This window comes from Arthrobacter sp. TMS2-4 (assembly GCF_054511075.1).
Window position 1 is genome coordinate 148,130 of the sequence record NZ_JBTNDI010000002.1, and the last position, 16,354, is coordinate 164,483.

General features: G+C 69.6%; 18 protein-coding genes. 11 read left to right on the forward strand and 7 right to left on the reverse strand.

From position 1 onward, the window contains the following. Positions 1-20: 20 nt before the first annotated feature. Both purU and ACX80F_RS03930 read right to left on the reverse strand, forming a co-directional pair. Positions 21-881 carry a formyltetrahydrofolate deformylase gene (gene purU / locus ACX80F_RS03925; protein ID WP_459335085.1) on the reverse strand — a complete coding sequence of 287 codons (861 nt, stop codon included), beginning with the start codon at positions 879-881 and terminating at the stop codon, positions 21-23. Then, a complete protein-coding gene (locus ACX80F_RS03930; RefSeq protein WP_459335086.1) occupies positions 882-2,006 on the reverse strand; it encodes an FAD-dependent oxidoreductase in 1,125 nt (374 codons plus the stop codon). Positions 2,007-2,310: 304 nt separating this feature from the next. Here ACX80F_RS03930 and glyA point away from each other — a divergent pair, with 304 nt between their 5' ends. The 6 genes from glyA to ACX80F_RS03960 are packed head-to-tail and all read left to right on the forward strand — an operon-like array spanning position 2,311 to position 7,350. Then, on the forward strand, positions 2,311-3,612 hold the full coding sequence (glyA, locus tag ACX80F_RS03935; protein WP_459335087.1) for a serine hydroxymethyltransferase: 1,302 nt from the start codon (positions 2,311-2,313) through the stop codon (positions 3,610-3,612). Then, complete coding sequence (locus ACX80F_RS03940; RefSeq protein WP_459335088.1) at positions 3,606-3,791, forward strand: hypothetical protein; 186 nt, start codon at positions 3,606-3,608, stop codon at positions 3,789-3,791. Before glyA ends, ACX80F_RS03940 begins: the two co-directional genes overlap by 7 nt. Beyond that, a complete protein-coding gene (locus ACX80F_RS03945) occupies positions 3,766-4,659 on the forward strand; it encodes a bifunctional methylenetetrahydrofolate dehydrogenase/methenyltetrahydrofolate cyclohydrolase (protein WP_459335089.1) in 894 nt (297 codons plus the stop codon). Before ACX80F_RS03940 ends, ACX80F_RS03945 begins: the two co-directional genes overlap by 26 nt. A gap of 54 nt (positions 4,660-4,713) precedes the next feature. Continuing rightward, positions 4,714-5,655: an ABC transporter ATP-binding protein gene (locus ACX80F_RS03950; RefSeq protein WP_459335090.1), complete on the forward strand. Its 942-nt coding sequence runs from the start codon at positions 4,714-4,716 to the stop codon at positions 5,653-5,655. Further along, on the forward strand, positions 5,648-6,520 hold the full coding sequence (locus ACX80F_RS03955; protein WP_459335091.1) for an ABC transporter permease: 873 nt from the start codon (positions 5,648-5,650) through the stop codon (positions 6,518-6,520). Before ACX80F_RS03950 ends, ACX80F_RS03955 begins: the two co-directional genes overlap by 8 nt. Beyond that, complete coding sequence (locus ACX80F_RS03960; RefSeq protein WP_459335092.1) at positions 6,517-7,350, forward strand: ABC transporter permease; 834 nt, start codon at positions 6,517-6,519, stop codon at positions 7,348-7,350. The genes ACX80F_RS03955 and ACX80F_RS03960 overlap by 4 nt, the downstream gene beginning before the upstream one ends. 22 nt (positions 7,351-7,372) lie before the next feature. Here the strand turns inward: ACX80F_RS03960 and ACX80F_RS03965 are convergent, their stop codons facing one another. Both ACX80F_RS03965 and ACX80F_RS03970 read right to left on the reverse strand, forming a co-directional pair. Next, positions 7,373-8,050, reverse strand: a complete 678-nt coding sequence (locus tag ACX80F_RS03965) for a sortase domain-containing protein (protein WP_459335093.1) — start codon at positions 8,048-8,050, stop codon at positions 7,373-7,375. 27 nt (positions 8,051-8,077) lie between these two features. After that, the gene (locus ACX80F_RS03970) at positions 8,078-8,854 is read right to left on the reverse strand and encodes a hypothetical protein (RefSeq protein ID WP_459335094.1); all 777 of its coding nucleotides are present in this window, start codon (positions 8,852-8,854) and stop codon (positions 8,078-8,080) included. A 170-nt stretch (positions 8,855-9,024) separates the two neighbouring features. Between ACX80F_RS03970 and ACX80F_RS03975 the strand changes: the two genes are divergently transcribed. The 5 genes from ACX80F_RS03975 to ACX80F_RS03995 all read left to right on the forward strand — a co-directional run bounded on the left by ACX80F_RS03975 (position 9,025) and on the right by ACX80F_RS03995 (position 13,109). Beyond that, a complete protein-coding gene (locus ACX80F_RS03975; RefSeq protein ID WP_459335095.1) occupies positions 9,025-9,525 on the forward strand; it encodes a hypothetical protein in 501 nt (166 codons plus the stop codon). Positions 9,526-9,537: 12 nt separating this feature from the next. Continuing rightward, a complete protein-coding gene (locus ACX80F_RS03980; RefSeq protein WP_459335096.1) occupies positions 9,538-10,398 on the forward strand; it encodes an exodeoxyribonuclease III in 861 nt (286 codons plus the stop codon). Positions 10,399-10,414: 16 nt separating this feature from the next. Next, complete coding sequence (gene trpS, locus ACX80F_RS03985) at positions 10,415-11,458, forward strand: tryptophan--tRNA ligase (RefSeq protein ID WP_459335097.1); 1,044 nt, start codon at positions 10,415-10,417, stop codon at positions 11,456-11,458. Between the two features lie 75 nt (positions 11,459-11,533). Continuing rightward, positions 11,534-12,061, forward strand: a complete 528-nt coding sequence (locus ACX80F_RS03990; RefSeq protein WP_459335098.1) for a 2'-5' RNA ligase family protein — start codon at positions 11,534-11,536, stop codon at positions 12,059-12,061. Beyond that, positions 12,021-13,109: a YihY/virulence factor BrkB family protein gene (locus ACX80F_RS03995; RefSeq protein ID WP_459335099.1), complete on the forward strand. Its 1,089-nt coding sequence runs from the start codon at positions 12,021-12,023 to the stop codon at positions 13,107-13,109. The genes ACX80F_RS03990 and ACX80F_RS03995 overlap by 41 nt, the downstream gene beginning before the upstream one ends. Before the next feature lie 120 nt (positions 13,110-13,229). Here the strand turns inward: ACX80F_RS03995 and ACX80F_RS04000 are convergent, their stop codons facing one another. The 3 genes from ACX80F_RS04000 to ACX80F_RS04010 all read right to left on the reverse strand — a co-directional run bounded on the left by ACX80F_RS04000 (position 13,230) and on the right by ACX80F_RS04010 (position 16,351). Beyond that, positions 13,230-14,018 carry a succinate dehydrogenase iron-sulfur subunit gene (locus tag ACX80F_RS04000; protein ID WP_459335100.1) on the reverse strand — a complete coding sequence of 263 codons (789 nt, stop codon included), beginning with the start codon at positions 14,016-14,018 and terminating at the stop codon, positions 13,230-13,232. Then, positions 14,018-15,796, reverse strand: coding sequence for a succinate dehydrogenase flavoprotein subunit (gene sdhA / locus ACX80F_RS04005; RefSeq protein WP_459335101.1), 1,779 nt, complete (start codon positions 15,794-15,796; stop codon positions 14,018-14,020). Before sdhA ends, ACX80F_RS04000 begins: the two co-directional genes overlap by 1 nt. Before the next feature lie 87 nt (positions 15,797-15,883). After that, entirely contained in the window at positions 15,884-16,351 is a 468-nt protein-coding gene (locus ACX80F_RS04010) for a succinate dehydrogenase hydrophobic membrane anchor subunit (protein WP_459335102.1), read from the reverse strand. Between the last annotated feature and the right edge of the window lie 3 nt (positions 16,352-16,354).

Below are 16,354 nucleotides of genomic sequence, written 5' to 3' on the forward strand. Positions count from 1 at the left end.
TGCAGGCGCGGGGAGCGGCGTCAGTTGAAGACGATCGTGCGGCGACCGTCGAGCAGGACGCGCCGCTCCGCGTGCCACTGGACCGCCTGCACCAGCGCGCGTCCTTCCAGCTCCCGGCCGATCGACGTCAGCTGCTCGGCGGTGCGTGCATGATCCACGCGGATGACCTCCTGCTCGATGATCGGTCCCTCGTCGAGGGCCCCGGTGACGTAGTGGGCGGTCGCGCCGATCAGCTTCACGCCTCGCGCGTGGGCCTGGTGGTACGGGCGGGCACCCTTGAAGGAGGGCAGGAACGAGTGGTGGATGTTGATGGCGCGGCCGAGCAGGTCCGCGCAGAGCCGGTCGCTGAGGATCTGCATGTAACGCGCGAGGACCACGAGCTCGATCCCGCGCTCCTCCATCAGCGCGCGCAGCCTGTCCTCGGCATCGTCCTTCGTCTCGGGTGTGACGGGGATGTGGTGGAACTCGATGCCGTAGAACGCGGCGAGTTCCTCGAGGTCGCGATGGTTGGACACGATCACCGGGATGTCGATGGCGAGCGTGCCGGAGCGGTGCTGGAACAGGAGGTCGTTGAGGCAGTGCGCGGCCTTGGACACCATGATGAGCGTCCGCGTGCGGCGCACGGACGGTGTCAGCGACCAGTCCATGCCGAATTGCCCGGCCACGGGCTCGAGGGCGGAACGGAGGTCCTCCTCCGACGCGGCGGTGTCGAGCGCCACGCGCATGAAGAAGGTGCCCGTGTCGGGGCTGCCGTACTGCTGCGATTCGGTGATGTTGGCGCCCACGCCGACCAGGGCGCCCGACACGCCGTGGACGATCCCGGGCCGGTCGGGGCAGGACAGCGTCAGGGAGAAGGAGCGCGAGGCGTCGGGGGAGGTCACCTACGCCAGATTACCGGCGGGTCCGGATTGTGACGCGATCCCGCGGAGCCGGGCGGTTGCTGCCGTCGCGGCCGCCCGCCCCGCCCGCGAGGCGCCCAGCGTCGACGCCGAGGCGCCGTAGCCCACGAGCAGGAGCCGTGGCTCCTTCACCACGTGCACCCCGTCCGTGATGATGCCGCCGCCGCGCTCGCGCAGGCGCAGCGGCGCGAGGTGGTCCAGGGCCGCCCGGAAGCCGGTCGCCCAGAGCACGGCGTCGACGTGCTCCTCGGTGCCGTCCGCGAACACCGCGGACCGTTCACGCAGCTCGGCCAGCGGCCCGCGCGACACGAGGATCCCGGCGTCGATGCCGGCCCGGTAGTCGGCCGTGAGCGGCAGGCCGGTCGCCGACACCACACTGGCCGGCGGCAGGCCCGCGCTCGTCCGGGCGTCGACGGCGGCCTCGACCTCCCGGCCCCATTCGGCGTCGAACGGGCGGCGGGTGAACGACGGCGGCCGGCGGGTGGACCAGACGGGGGTGGCGCCGGCCGCGTGGAGCTGGAGGACGAACTGCACCGCCGAGGTCCCGCCGCCCACCACGAGGACGCGCCAGCCCACGAACTCGTCGGCAGAACGGTAGTCGTGCGTATGCAGCTGACGCCCCCCGAACACGTCGCGGCCACGGTAGGCGGGCCAGTAGGGGCGGTCCCAGGTGCCGGTGGCACTGATGACGACGTCGGCGACCCAGGTGCCGTCCGGGGTGGCGACACGCAGGGGGCCGTCGTCGTCGGACGCCTCCACGCCGACCACCCGGACCGGCCGGAGCACGGGCAGGGCGAAGGCCCGCTCGTAGTCGCCGTAGTACCGGTTGACCACTTGGGAGGCGGGCTCCTCCGGGTCCGGCGTCCCGAGCCGCAGGCCCGGGAGGTCGTGGAGGGCGTGGGCGGCGTCGAAGGTGAGGGCTGGCCAGCGGTGGAGCCAGGCGCCGCCGGGTGCGGGGTTGGCGTCCAGGACCACGAAGTCCCGGTGCGGCCGGAGGCCCCGGCGCGCCAGATGATAGGCGCTGCTCAGTCCCGCCTGGCCTGCGCCGATCACGACGACGCGCACGCGTCGTTCCGTTCCGTCCGCTTCCCGTGCCGGACCGTGCATGGTGACGACCTTCCCGCTGCGGGGCCGCGCGTCGGCCACCGCTCCACTGATGCGGAACCTGCCCCGTCGTCGTCGTATTCCGGCTAGCATGGGAGCGTCGCGACTGGCGTAGGGTGGGCAACCACCAGGAAGCGGCGGGAGGCCGGGATCCCTCGAGAGGGCGCCCGCGCTTCCGGTGCAGACCACGGATCGCACGCCTGGGCCGCGGGTCACGTTCTACGAGCGGCCGGGGCACGGACTGCGGTTCCGACCCCCGCCCGCGACTCACGCTGACCCCTTGCGAGACCCAGAGAAGGATCGACCGATGACCACTTCGCCCATGGCTCCCTCCCACGCCGACTCCGTCACCAACGCACCCCTGTCCGAGGTGGACCCGGAGATCGCCGCCGTCCTCAGGGACGAGCTCGCGCGGCAGCGGGACACCCTCGAGATGATCGCCTCGGAGAACTTCGCGCCGCGCGCCGTCCTCGAGGCCCAGGGCAGCGTGCTCACCAACAAGTACGCCGAGGGCTACCCGGGGCGCCGGTACTACGGCGGCTGCGAGCACGTCGACGTCGCCGAGAACCTCGCGATCGAGCGGGTCAAGGCGCTCTTCGGCGCCGAGTTCGCGAACGTCCAGCCGCACTCCGGCGCGCAGGCCAACGCGGCGGCGCTCTCGGCCATGATCAAGCCCGACGACAAGATCATGGGGCTCTCCCTCGCGCACGGCGGCCACCTCACGCACGGCATGAAACTCAACTTCTCGGGCAAGCTCTACGAGGTCGCGGCGTACGGCGTCGAGGAGGACACCCACCGCCTCGACATGGAGCGCGTCCGCGAGCAGGCGCTCGCCGCCCGGCCGCAGGTCATCATCGCCGGCTGGTCGGCCTACCCCCGCCAGCTCGACTTCGCCGCGTTCCGCGCCATCGCGGACGAGGTCGGCGCCCTGCTCTGGACCGACATGGCGCACTTCGCCGGCCTCGTCGCCGCGGGAGTCCACCCCAGCCCGGTCCCGCACTCCGACGTCGTCACCTCGACGGTCCACAAGACCCTCGCGGGCCCGCGCTCCGGCGTGATCCTCGCCAAGCAGGAATGGGCCAAGAAGCTCAACTCGAACGTCTTCCCCGGCCAGCAGGGCGGCCCGCTCATGCACGTCATCGCGGGCAAGGCCACGGCCTTCAAGATCGCCGGTTCCGCCGAGTTCCGGGAGCGGCAGGAACGCGTCCTCGAGGGCGCACGCCTCATCGCCGAGCGCCTCACGGCGTCGGACGTCGCCGAGCACGGCGTGTCCGTCCTCACGGGCGGCACCGACGTGCACCTCGTCCTCGTGGACCTGCGGAACTCGTCGCTCGACGGCCAGCAGGCCGAGGACGTGCTGCACTCGGTCGGGATCACCGTCAACCGCAACGCCGTGCCGTTCGATCCCCGTCCGCCCATGGTCACCTCCGGCCTCCGGATCGGCACGCCCGCGCTCGCGACCCGCGGATTCGGCGCCACTGAGTTCACCGAGGTGGGCGAGATCATCGCCGCGGCACTCAAGCCCTCGCCCGACGTCGCGGCCCTGCGTGCCCGCGTGTCCGCGCTCGCCGCCGACTTCCCGCTGTACCCGGGCCAGGAGGAGTGGTAGACGCGCTCCCGGCCGGCGCCCTCACCTCCGAGGCCGCGGCGTCGACGTTCTACGACATCCCCACCCAGGAATGCTGCTTCACCGGGTGCTGCGACCGGGGCAAGGCGTTCCTGCTCGAGCAACTCGACCGACCTCCCGAGAAGGACGATCCGCATGACGACGACATCCAGCATTCTTGACGGCAAGGCGACCGCCGCCCGGATCAGGGAGGAACTCGCCGAGCGGGTGGCCGCCCTCCGGGAGCGCGGTGTGACCCCGGGCCTCGGCACGGTCCTCGTCGGGGACGACCCCGGCAGTCACTCCTACGTGGCGGGCAAGCACCGCGACTGCGCGCAGGTGGGCATCACCTCGGTGCGCCGCGACCTCCCGGCCACGGTCACCCAGGCGGAGCTGGAGGCGGTCCTCGACGAGCTCAATGACGACGACGCCACCACCGGCTACATCGTGCAGCTCCCGTTGCCCGCGCACATCGACACCAACGCGATCCTCGAGCGCATCGACCCGGCGAAGGACGCGGACGGCCTGCACCCGATGAACCTCGGCCGGCTCGTCCTCAACGTGAACGCCGAGATGGATTCGCCCCTGCCGTGCACCCCGGCGGGGATCGTCGAACTCCTCCTCCGGCACGACGTCGCCCTCAGGGGCCTGGACGTGCTGGTCGTGGGACGCGGTGTCACCGTGGGCAGGCCGCTCGGGCTGCTCCTGACGCGCAAGCAGATCAATGCGACGGTCACCCTGGCCCACACCGGCACCGTGGACCTCGCCGACCACCTCGGTCGCGCGGACGTCGTCGTGGCGGCCGCCGGCATCCCGCACATGATCACGGCGGACCAGCTCAAGCCCGGGGCGATCATCCTCGACGTCGGCGTGAGCCGCGTCGAGGACCCGGAGACCGGCACGACGAGGCTCACCGGCGACGTCCACCCCGCAGCGGCGTCCGTGGCCGGCTGGCTCTCGCCGAACCCCGGGGGAGTGGGGCCGATGACCCGGGCGATGCTGCTGACGAACGTCGTCGAGGCCGCCGAGCGCCGGGCCGCGCAGGAGTAGACACGCGGGCCCCCGCCGCCTTCCGAGGTGGGGGTTCTCGCTTAGGCTGGGCGGGTGCTCACCCACCCCGCCGGACCACCGGTCATCTCCGCGCAGCAGCTCAGCAAGCACTACGGCGAGTTCCGGGCGGTCGACGGCATCTCCTTCGACGTCCCGGCCGGGGAGTCCTTCGGACTGCTCGGCCCGAACGGTGCGGGGAAGTCGACCACCATGCGCATGATCGGCGGTGTCTCGCAGCGGACCTCGGGGCGGCTCACGATCATGGGGCTCGATCCCGAGGACCACGGGCCGGAGGTGCGCGCCCACCTTGGGGTCGTGCCGCAGCAGGACAACCTCGACGAGGAACTCAAGGTCCGCGACAACCTCATCGTCTACGGCCGCTACTTCGGGCTCCCGCTGAGCTACCTCAGGCCGAAGGCCGACGAACTGCTGGAGTTCGCCCAGCTCACCGACAAGGCCGGGGCGAAGGTCGATGCGCTGTCGGGCGGCATGAAGCGGCGCCTGACCATCGCGCGCTCGCTCATCAACGAGCCGAAGATCCTCCTGCTGGACGAACCCACCACGGGCCTCGACCCGCAGGCGCGGCACATCCTCTGGGACAGGCTGTTCCGGCTCAAGGAATCCGGCGTGACCCTGATCCTCACCACGCACTACATGGACGAGGCGGAGCAGCTCTGCGACAGGCTCGTGGTCGTGGACAAGGGCCGGATCATGGCCGAGGGCTCGCCCGCGCAGCTCATCCGGGAACACTCCACCCGCGAGGTGCTCGAACTGCGCTTCGGGTCGGAGCGCAACACCACGGTGGCGAGCGAACTGCAGGGCATCGGGGAACGCCTCGAGCCGCTGCCGGACCGTGTGCTCATCTATGCGCAGGACGGCGAGGCCGCCCTGGAGGAGGTCAGCTCCCGGGGGCTGAGGCCCATCACGTCCCTCGTGCGGCGCTCCTCGCTCGAGGACGTGTTCCTGCGCCTGACCGGGAGGAGCCTCGTTGAGTGAGCGGGAGCCCGCCGTCCGGGACGCCCCCACGGGCCCGCCGTACCGCCTCCACGCCCACGCGCCGGAAGTCTCGGCGCGCCGCGCACGGTCGTTCGGATCCTGGTACTACGCCGAGCATGTGCTGCGCTCCATGCAGGGCTACCGCTGGACGCTGCTCGCATCCAGCGTCGGCACCCCGGTCATGTACCTCTTCGCGATGGGCGTGGGCCTGGCCACGCTCGTGGACCGGAACTCCGCCGACGCCTTCGGCGGCGTCGGCTACCTCGCCTTCCTCGCGCCGGCCCTGCTGGCGTCCGCGACCATCATGACGGCCGCCACGGAGTTCACCTACCCCGTCATGGACGGCTTCAAGTGGCGGCGGGTGTACTACGGCCCGCACGCCTCGCCGCTCGGCACCGATCAGATCGTTCACGGGCACGTCCTCGCGATCACGGCCCGCCTGACCGCGACCACCATCATCTACTTCCTCATCGTCGCCGCCTTCGGCGCGTCGCCGTCCGCCACGGGAGCGGCCGTCATACCGGTCGCCGTCCTGAGCGGCCTGGCGTTCGGCCTCCCCCTGATGGCCTACTCGGCCAGCGTCGAGGAGGACAAGGGCCAGTTCGCGCTCGTCATGCGCTTTCTCGTGACCCCGCTGTTCCTCTTCTCCGGAACGTTCTTCCCGCTCGACACCCTGCCGGTCTTCCTGCAGTGGATCGGGTGGATCTCGCCGCTGTGGCACGGGACCGAACTGGGCCGGAGCCTCACCTACGGGTACGAGATCCCGCTCTGGCTCACCGCGGTCCACGTGCTGTACCTGGTGGTCCTCGCCGTCGTGGGCCTGCGCCTGGCGCGCGCCGTCTACGCGAGGAGGCTCGGCCGATGAGCGCCCAGCTCACCGCGCAGGACTACGCGCTGAAGGGCTCGACGCGACCCCTGGCCGCGTTGTACTCGCGGAACGCGAAGGCCGTCATCGCCCGCGGGCTGCTGGCGACCCGCAGCAGCAACTGGCTCATCATGGTGTCCGGTTTCTTCGAGCCGGTGCTCTACCTGGTCTCCATGGGGGTGGGCCTCGGCGCCCTGGTGGGGACGGTCGAAGGCCCCGACGGTCGACCGATCAGTTACGCGGCCTACATCGCGCCGGCCCTGCTGGCGGTCTCGGCCATGAACGGGGCCGTCTACGACAGCACGTGGAACGTCTTCTTCAAGATGAACTTCGCCAAGCTGTACCAGGGGATGCTCTACACCTCGCTCGGGCCGCTGGACGTCGCGATCGGCGAGATCTTCCTCGCCCTCCTGCGCGGGGCGCTGTACGCGACCGGCTTCACGGCCGTGATGGCGCTCATGGGGCTCGTCTCATCGCCGGTGGCGCTGCTCATGATCCCGGCGTCGGTGGTGATCGCGTTCGGGTTCGCGTCCTTCGGGATGGGGATCACGAGCTTCATGAAGACCTTCCAGCAGATGGAGTGGATCAACTTCGTGATGCTGCCGATGTTCCTGTTCTCGGCGACCTTCTACCCGCTCAGCGTCTACCCGCAGGGCATCCAGTGGTTCATCCAGGCGTTGCCCCTGTGGCACGGGGTGGAGTTGCTGCGGCAGATCAGCGTCGCCTCCTTCACCCCGGCGACGGTCCTCCACCTCAGCTATTTCCTCGTCATGATCGTGGTGGGCCTGCTGCTGACGACCCTGCGCCTGCGGAAGCTCTTCCTGCGCTAGGGATGCCGTCCGGGCGGCAGCGCTAGAGGACGAGCGTGGCGTAGACGACGTAGTTGTCGTCGAACTCGCCCGTCTCCGCGTTGTAGCCGTCGCAGGTGATGAGGCGGAGCTCCGATCCGGGAGTGTTCCCGTACACCTCGAGGGTGGGGAACTCGTCCTTCTCGTAGGCCTCGCCGCGCTGGAACTCGAAGACCGCCGTCGTGCCGTCCTCCCGGGTGACGCTCATGCGGTCGCCGGCGCCGAGGGACCGCAGGTCGGCGAAGACGCCCTTGCCGCCGTCGGTGGCGTTCACGTGGCCGAGCAGGACGGCCGGGCCGCGGTCGCCGGGCGTGGGCGACTCGTCGTACCAGCTTGCTGGCGCTCCCGGTCCGTCGGGCGGGACCTCGAGGCTCCGGTTCTCGCGCAGGCCGAGCCGCAGCAGGTCGGTCCGGACCCCGACCGACGCGATCTCCAGGCTGACGGGCGCGGACGCCGGGAGCACCGCCGGGAGGGAAGGCGTCGCCGTCGGGGCGGGCGGGGGTGCAGAGGATGTGGGCGAGGGCGTCGTCGACGGTGTCGCGGAGCCCGACTCGGAGCCCGACGAGGTACTCGGGGAGGCGGACGTCGGCGGGGCCGCGGAGGTGTCCGCGGGTCCACACCCGGTGAGGAGGAGAAGAGCGGCCACCGCCGGGGCGGTGACGCCCCAGCGGTGGCCGGTCACTCTATCGATCATAGTGAATGATCGGGATTATGCGTTGTCGGCCGCGTTGCGACGCACCATGTAGGTTCCGCCGGCTGCTGCTGCCAGGACCAGGCCGCCACCGAGGGCGAGGGCGCCGACGTTGGAGCCGGTTTCCTGGGCGACACCGGTGTCAGCGCCACCGTTGGGCATGGCGCCCATCTGGCCCTTCACCAGGGTGCCGCACAGGGCGGGCGACGTGGCGCCGAGGGGGAGCTCGGGGTCGAGGTCGCTCGGGGAAGCGAAGACGTCCTCGGAGACACCGGCGGTCGCGGGATCGAGACCGTGCACGACGACGACGGCGGTGCCGGCTTCGAGGGCGGCCTTGGTGTCGGCGTCGAGGGTGATCTCACGCTGGACGTTGTAGGTGCCGCCCTGGCCGCCGAGCGCCAGGTTCAGGCCCTCTGCGGGCGTGGTGGCGCCGGAGGTGGTGAGCGTGGTCAGGATGCCGCCGTAGAGGCCTGCGCCCTCGGTGACGCTGACGATCCCGTCGCCGTTGGCATCCTGGGCCGTCGTGGGGCAGGTGCCCTGGGCGCCGCCGTGGATGTGCTGGACGTGCGGGTACGGTCCGTCCATGAAGGTCTCGGCGAGTCCCGAGACCTGCAGGTTGACCATGGCGGTGTCGCCGGTGACATCGACGGTGATGCTGCCGGAACCGGTGGTGCCGTTGAGCTGGCCCAGGGTCGAGGAGTAGCTGGCATCGGCGGCCATGGCCGGGGCTCCTGCCATGGCGACGGTGCCGAGTGCGAGGGCAGGTACTGCCAGGAGACGCATCTTCTTGTTCATGGGTGTTCCTCCATAAGACGAGTGAAGCGAGCCGGAGAGGCTCACGTGGGTGTACTTCGGGGTGACTGCCGTCACGGATGGGAGAACTGGAAGGAAACTTATCGATTCCTGACAGTTCGCCCGCGGTGGAAGCACCGGGGGTGCGGTCGCCGATGCGGGAGAATGATCAGATGCAGTCACTAGGGAGCAATGGAAAACCTGCGGGCCGGGGTCCGAGCATGCGCATGGGAACCGCCGGGATGGCCGTCATGCTGGTCGTGTTCCTCGTCGCCGTGGTCTTCGCGGCCAACCAGAACGACGTCGTGGGCTGGCTGGTGGTGATCGTCTCCCTCGGATGGCTCCTCGTCTTCAGCTACGTGGTCTTCAGCCTCCGCGGAGCGGCGCGGAAGGCGACGGCCCGGCTGGAGGCCCAGGGAGTCTTCGGGCCCGGCGGCCAGGGTGCGTCGCGGCAGGGGACGGTCCAGCCCGCCGCGGACAGGGCCCGCGACCTCAAGCTCGACCACAGCTTCAAGATCGTCCAGGTGCAGGTCGGCGTGGTCAGGGAGTATCTCGGCACCGACGGGGGCATGGTCGAACGCGCCCTCGAGACGATCGAGATCACCTCGCACAACGCCCGGTCCATGATGAAGGGGTCGACCGAAGGGCCCGTCGAGGGCACCATTGTCGACTGAGGTGCCCGCAGCATGAATCCGGATACCCCGCCGGGTACAGTGGATCGAGTGAGTCCGGCTTCGAATCCCCTCCAGAAACCCCTGCGTATCGCCTCGGTCAACGTCAACGGGATCCGTGCCGCGTACAAGCGTGGGATGCAGGACTGGCTCGACGGACGCGACGTCGGCATCCTCTGCCTGCAGGAGGTCCGTGCGCCCGACGCCGTCGTCCACACCCTGCTGGGCGAGGACTGGCACATCGTGCACACCGAGGCCGAGGCCAAGGGCCGCGCCGGGGTGGCGATCGCTTCCCGTCAGGCACCGACGGCGACGCGCACGACGATCGGCGACTCCTACTTCGACACGTCCGGCCGCTGGGTGGAAGCCGATTTCGCCGTGGACGGCGGGACCCTCAGTGTCGTGAGCGCGTACGTGCACTCCGGCGACGTCGGCACGCCGAAGCAGGATGACAAGTACCGCTTCCTCGACGCCATGACCGCCCGACTGCCCCGGTTGCGCGACGGCGCCGAGCACGCCGTTGTTATGGGGGACCTCAATGTGGGCCATACCCGGCTCGACATCAGGAACTGGAAGGGCAATGTCAGGAACGCGGGCTTCCTGCCCGAGGAGCGCGCGTACTTCGACCGGTTCTTCTCGGACGAATGCGGCTTCGTGGACGTGGCACGTGCCCTCGCAGGCGAGGTCGACGGCCCCTATACGTGGTGGTCCTGGCGCGGCAAGGCGTTCGACAACGACACGGGCTGGCGGATCGACTACCAGCTGGCCACGACGGCCCTCGCCGGGAGCGCCGTGAGCTCCGACGTCGACCGGGCGCCGAGCTGGGACACGCGTTTCTCCGACCACGCGCCGCTCGTCGTCGACTACCAGATCTAGAACCAGGACATCCTCCATGACACACCCCACGCCCGCTGCGCACCCGGAACGGCGGCAGCGCATCCTCTCGGGCATGCAGCCCTCGGCGGGGTCGCTGCACCTCGGCAACTACCTCGGTGCCCTCGTGCACTGGGTGCGCCTGCAGGAGACCTTCGACGCGGTCTTCTTCATCCCCGACCTGCACGCCATCACGGTGCCGCAGGACCCGCAGGAACTGGCGCACCGCACCCGGGTGACGGCCGCGCAGTACATCGCCGGCGGCGTGGACCCGGACCGTGCCACGCTCTTCGTGCAGTCGCACGTCCCGGAACACGCTCAGCTCGCCTGGGTGCTCAACTGCATCACCGGGTTCGGGGAGGCCTCGCGCATGACCCAGTTCAAGGACAAGGCGTCGAAGCAGGGGACGGATACCGCGAGCGTGGGCCTGTTCACCTACCCGATCCTCCAGGCCGCGGACATCCTCCTCTACCAGCCCGACGGCGTCCCGGTGGGGGAGGACCAGCGCCAGCACGTGGAGCTCAGCCGCGACCTCGCGCAGCGGTTCAACACCCGTTTCGGCGAGACCTTCGTGGTGCCCGAACCCTTCATCCAGAAGGCGTCGGCGAAGATCTACGACCTGCAGAACCCGACGGCGAAGATGTCCAAATCCGCCTCGTCCCCGGCCGGCCTGATCAACCTCCTCGACGACCCGAAGGTGACCGCCAAGCGCATCCGGTCCGCCGTCACCGACGCCGGGACGGAGATCCGCTTCGACCCGACCGACAAGCCCGGAATCTCCAACCTCCTTGCGATCTACGCCGGGCTGTCCGGGCGGACCGTCGCACAGCTCGAAGCCGAGTACGAGGGGCGCATGTACGGCCATCTGAAGGTGGACCTCGCGGAGGTGGTGGTGGAGGCACTCACCCCGGTCCGCCACCGGGCCGAAGAACTCCTGGCCGACCCCGCCGAACTCGATCGGTTCCTCGCCCAGGGCGCCGCGAAGGCGCGCCGCCTGGCCGCTCCGACTCTCGCGGCGGTCTACGAGCGCGTCGGGTTCCTCCCCGCCGCGGGATCCCTCTGACCGATGTGCGCCTCGACCATCCGTCCCCGCGGAGCTGCGGACGCCACGTCCGCCTCCTGCCTGACCGGTAGCTCCGTGGGGGTCACCCTGCCGATCCCGGAGCCGCTCGCCGGCACCCTCGAGCTGTGGAGGGCCTCCTTCGGTGACCCGATGGCGGCGGTCGTTCCGCCGCACATCACCCTCATCACGACGACGCCGGCCACGGACTGGGACCGGACCATCGACCACGTGCGGGCAGTGGCCCGCGAGCAGGCTCCGTTCACGGTGCGGCTCCGCGGCACGGGATCCTTCCGGCCGGTCTCCCCGGTGGTGTTCCTCAGCCTCGTGGAGGGCTTCGACCACTGCGTCGATCTCCACGCGAGGCTGCAGGTCGGGCCGCTCGAGCGCGAGCTCGACTTCCCCTTCCATCCGCACGTCACCGTGGCGCACGACGTCTCGGACGCCGGCATGGACGCCGCCCTCGAGGAGCTGGGGACGTTCGAGGCCTCGTTCGACGTCCGATCCATGGGACTGTATGAGCACGTGCCATCGGGGCTCTGGAAGCTGAGGGAGGAGCTGCACTTTGGTCAAGGCGCTGACACCTCCCAGGCCGCATCAGGGTGAGCTGCCGTCCCCGGCCGATCTGCCGGGACTGCACCGCAGGGTCGCCGAGGCGGCCATCCACCTGGGCCGGCTGACACGCTCCGGCGTCGGCGGCGTGGAACTCCTCGCCGCGCGGGTGGATCTCGCCCTGTCCCGCATGAACACGGTCCGCGTGGTGCGGGTCTTCCAGCTGTATCTCCGCAGGCGCGGCCCGCTCATGGCCGCTGGTCTCGCGTACCGCCTCTTCTTCGCGATCGCGGCGCTGCTGGTGGTCGCGTTCGCCGCCCTGGGTATCGTCATCGCCGGGAACGAGACCCTGCAGGACACCGCCGTGGACCTGCTCGACCGGGCTGTGCCGGGCCTCATCGACAAGGGGGAGGGGTCCTCGGGCCTCGTCACGCCCGATGCCCTGTTCGAGGCGACGAGTGGTCTCGGCTGGACCATCGTCATCTCCGCGGGTGTGATGGTGGTGACCGCGCTGGGCTGGATCGGGGGGATGCGCCAGGCCATGCGGGGCATCTTCGGCCTGCCCCCCGCCCTCACGCACCCGGTCGTGCTCCGGGCCAAGGACCTCGTGACCCTCGCCGTGCTCGGCGTGGTGATGCTCGTGACGACCGCGCTCGGCGTGATCGCCACGAACACCCTCGGGGCGCTGCTCTCCTTCTTCGAGCTGGGCGAGGCGACACATGGGCTGACCCAGGCCGGGGGCTTCGCGATCATGATCCTCCTGGACACCTTCGTCGTCGTCATCCTGCTCCGCTCGTCCTCGGCCATCACGATGCCGAAGCGGATCCTCCTGCAGGGGGCGCTCATCGCAGGCATGGGCACGTCGGTGCTCCGGTTCTTCTCGACGCAGATCGTCGGGCTCTTCGGCAACAGTGTCGTGCTGCTGTCGGTCGCCGTCGTCGTCGCCCTGTTCGTCTGGTTCTACCTGCTCAGCCAGGTGTACCTGGTCGCGACGGCCTGGTGCGCCGTAGGGGCGGCGGACGCGGCCGCCGAGTCCGCACGCCTGCACCATGCCAAGGCCGGATCGCTACGACAGCGCAGCAGGCGCGGGCACCGCACCTAGGCGTAGGGACGACGGCGTGCTCCCGGGGGCCAGGGCCGGCCCGGACGTGCGGAAGGGCGGTCCGTGGCAACGGACCGCCCTTCCCGGATGCTGCTGTGCCGGAGGATCTCCGGCCGGGGATCAGATCTTGCGGGTCAGGATCGCCTGCTTGACCTCGGAGATGGCTTTCGTGACCTGGATGCCGCGGGGGCATGCCTCGGAACAGTTGAAGGTGGTCCGGCAGCGCCAGACTCCCTCCTTGTCGTTGAGGATCTCCAGGCGCATGTCCCCGGCGTCGTCCCGCGAGTCGAAGATGAACCGGTGCGCGTTGACGATCGCGGCCGGGCCGAAGTACTGGCCGTCCGTCCAGAACACGGGGCACGACGACGTGCACGCGGCGCACAGGATGCACTTGGTGGTGTCGTCGTAGCGCTCGCGTTCCTCGGCGGACTGCAGTCGCTCCTTGCTCGGCTCGTGGCCCTTGCTGACCAGGAACGGCATGATCTCCCGGTAGGACTGGAAGAAGGGTTCCATGTCCACGATCAGGTCCTTCTCCACGGGGAGGCCCTTGATGGGCTCCACGAGGATGGGCTTGGACGTGTCCAGGTCCTTCAGCAGCGTCTTGCAGGCGAGCCGGTTGCGGCCGTTGATGCGCATGGCGTCCGAGCCGCACACGCCATGGGCGCAGGAACGGCGGAAGGACACGGAGCCGTCGTGCTCCCACTTGACCTTGTGCAGGGCGTCCAGCACCCGGTCGGTGCCGTACATGGTGAGCTGCCATTCGTCCCAGTGCGCCTCGTCGGACACCTCGGGATTGTAGCGGCGAACCTTCAGGGTGACGTCGAACGTGGGGATCTCTCCTCCGCCGCCGACACCGGGCGCGAGCTCGACCTTGGAGGCCGGCTCCTTCTCCATCGTTTCGGTGCTCATCAGTACTTACGCTCCATGGGCTGGTATCGGGTGAAGATCACCGGTTTGGTCTCGAGGCGGACCCCACTGGTCCGAACGGCACTGGGATCCTTGTAGGCCATGGAATGGGTCATGAAGTTCTCGTCGTCCCGCTCGGGGAAGTCTTCGCGGAAGTGGCCCCCGCGGGACTCCCTGCGGTGCAGGGCCGCGGCGGTCATGACCTTTGCCATGTCGAGGAGGAAGCCGAGCTCCACGGCCTCCAGCAGGTCCAGGTTGAATCGCTTGCCCTTGTCCTGAACGGTGATGCGCGTGTAGCGCTCCTCCAGCGTATCGATCACGCGGAGGGCCTCGAGGAGGGTCTCCTCGGTACGGAACACCTGGACATTGGCGTCCATGATGTCCTGCAGTTCCTTGCGGATCAGCGCGACGCGCTCCCCGCCCTCCGAGCTGCGCGCCCGGTTCAGGAGCTCCTCGGTCTCGACCGTGGGGTTCTCCGGGATGTCGACGAAGTCGGCGGTCAGCGCGTACTCGGCGGCAGCGAGCCCGGCCCGCTTGCCGAACACGTTGATGTCCAGCAGCGAGTTGGTGCCGAGGCGGTTCGAGCCGTGGACGGAGACGCAGGCGACCTCGCCCGCGGCGTACAGGCCGGGGACCACGGTGTCGTTGTCCGCGAGGACCTCGGCCTTGACGTTGGTCGGGATGCCGCCCATGGCGTAGTGGGCCGTCGGGAAGACGGGCACCGGCTCCGTGTAGGGCTCCACGCCGAGGTAGGTGCGCGCGAACTCCGTGATGTCGGGCAGCTTCGCGTCGATGTGCGCGGGCTCCAGGTGCGTCAGGTCGAGGAGGACGTAGTCCTTGTTCGGCCCGGCGCCGCGGCCCTCACGGACCTCGTTCGCCATCGACCGCGCCACGATGTCACGAGGCGCGAGGTCCTTGATGGTCGGCGCATAGCGTTCCATGAAGCGCTCGCCCTCCGAGTTGCGGAGGATGGCGCCTTCGCCGCGTGCGGCCTCCGAGAGGAGGATGCCCAGCCCTGCGAGGCCGGTCGGGTGGAACTGGAAGAACTCCATGTCCTCGAGGGGGATGCCGCGGCGGAACGCGATGCCCATGCCGTCGCCGGTCAGGGTGTGGGCGTTCGAGGTGGTCTTGTAGACCTTGCCGACACCGCCGGAGGCGAAGACGATCGACTTCGCCTGGAAGATGTGCAGCTCTCCCGACGCGAGATCGTAGGAGACGACGCCGGCGACGCGCTTCTCGATGCGCGTCACGCCGTCCTCCGTGACCTCCTGGTCGACCATGAGGAGGTCCAGGACGTAGTACTCGTTGTAGAACTCGACGTTGTGCTTGACGCAGTTCTGGTAGAGCGTCTGGAGGATCATGTGTCCGGTGCGGTCCGCCGCGTAGCAGGACCGTCGGACCGGCGCCTTGCCATGGTCACGCGTGTGGCCGCCGAAGCGCCGCTGGTCGATACGGCCCTCGGGCGTGCGGTTGAAGGGCAGACCCATCTTCTCGAGGTCGAGGACCGCCTCGATGGCTTCCTTCGCCATGACCTCGGCGGCGTCCTGGTCGACGAGGTAGTCGCCGCCCTTGACGGTGTCGAACGTGTGCCACTCCCAGTTGTCCTCCTCGACATTGGCGAGTGCGGCGCACATGCCGCCCTGCGCGGCCCCGGTGTGCGAGCGGGTGGGGTACAGCTTGGTCAGGACGGCGGTGCGGACACGCTGGCCGGATTCGATGGCCGCGCGCATTCCTGCGCCGCCCGCACCGACGATGACGACGTCGTACTTGTGGACCTGCATGCTGGTCGCTCTTTCTGTTGAAACCGTTGTGGTGCATGAGTGCGCCCGGGGGCCCGTCATGCGGGACGTGCCGGCCTGCGGCTGGTGTTACGGGGCGGGGCAGTAGTCCGCGACGTGGGGTACGCCGTTGATCACGGGGCAGGGATCGAAGGTGAAGATCACGAGCGTGCCGAGGACCACGATGACCACGGTGGACGTGTACAGGACACCCTTCAGCCACATGCGCGTGCTGTTCTTCTCCGCGTAGTCGTTGATGATCACCCGGATGCCGTTGGTGCCGTGGAGCATGGCCAGCCACAGCATCGTCAAATCCCAGATCTGCCAGATGGGACTCGCCCACTTGCCGGCGACGAAGCCGAAGTCGATGCCGCTGATGCCGTCACCCGCGACGAGGTTCACGTAGAGGTGCACGAAGATCAGGACCACCAGGATGGCCCCCGAGATGCGCATGAAGAGCCAGGCGATCATCTCGAAGTTGCCGCGCGAGCCGGGGGTGCGGGAGTAGCCCGGGGACACCCGGCCGGAGCGGGGGCTTTCAATGGTTGGCGTAGCCATGGG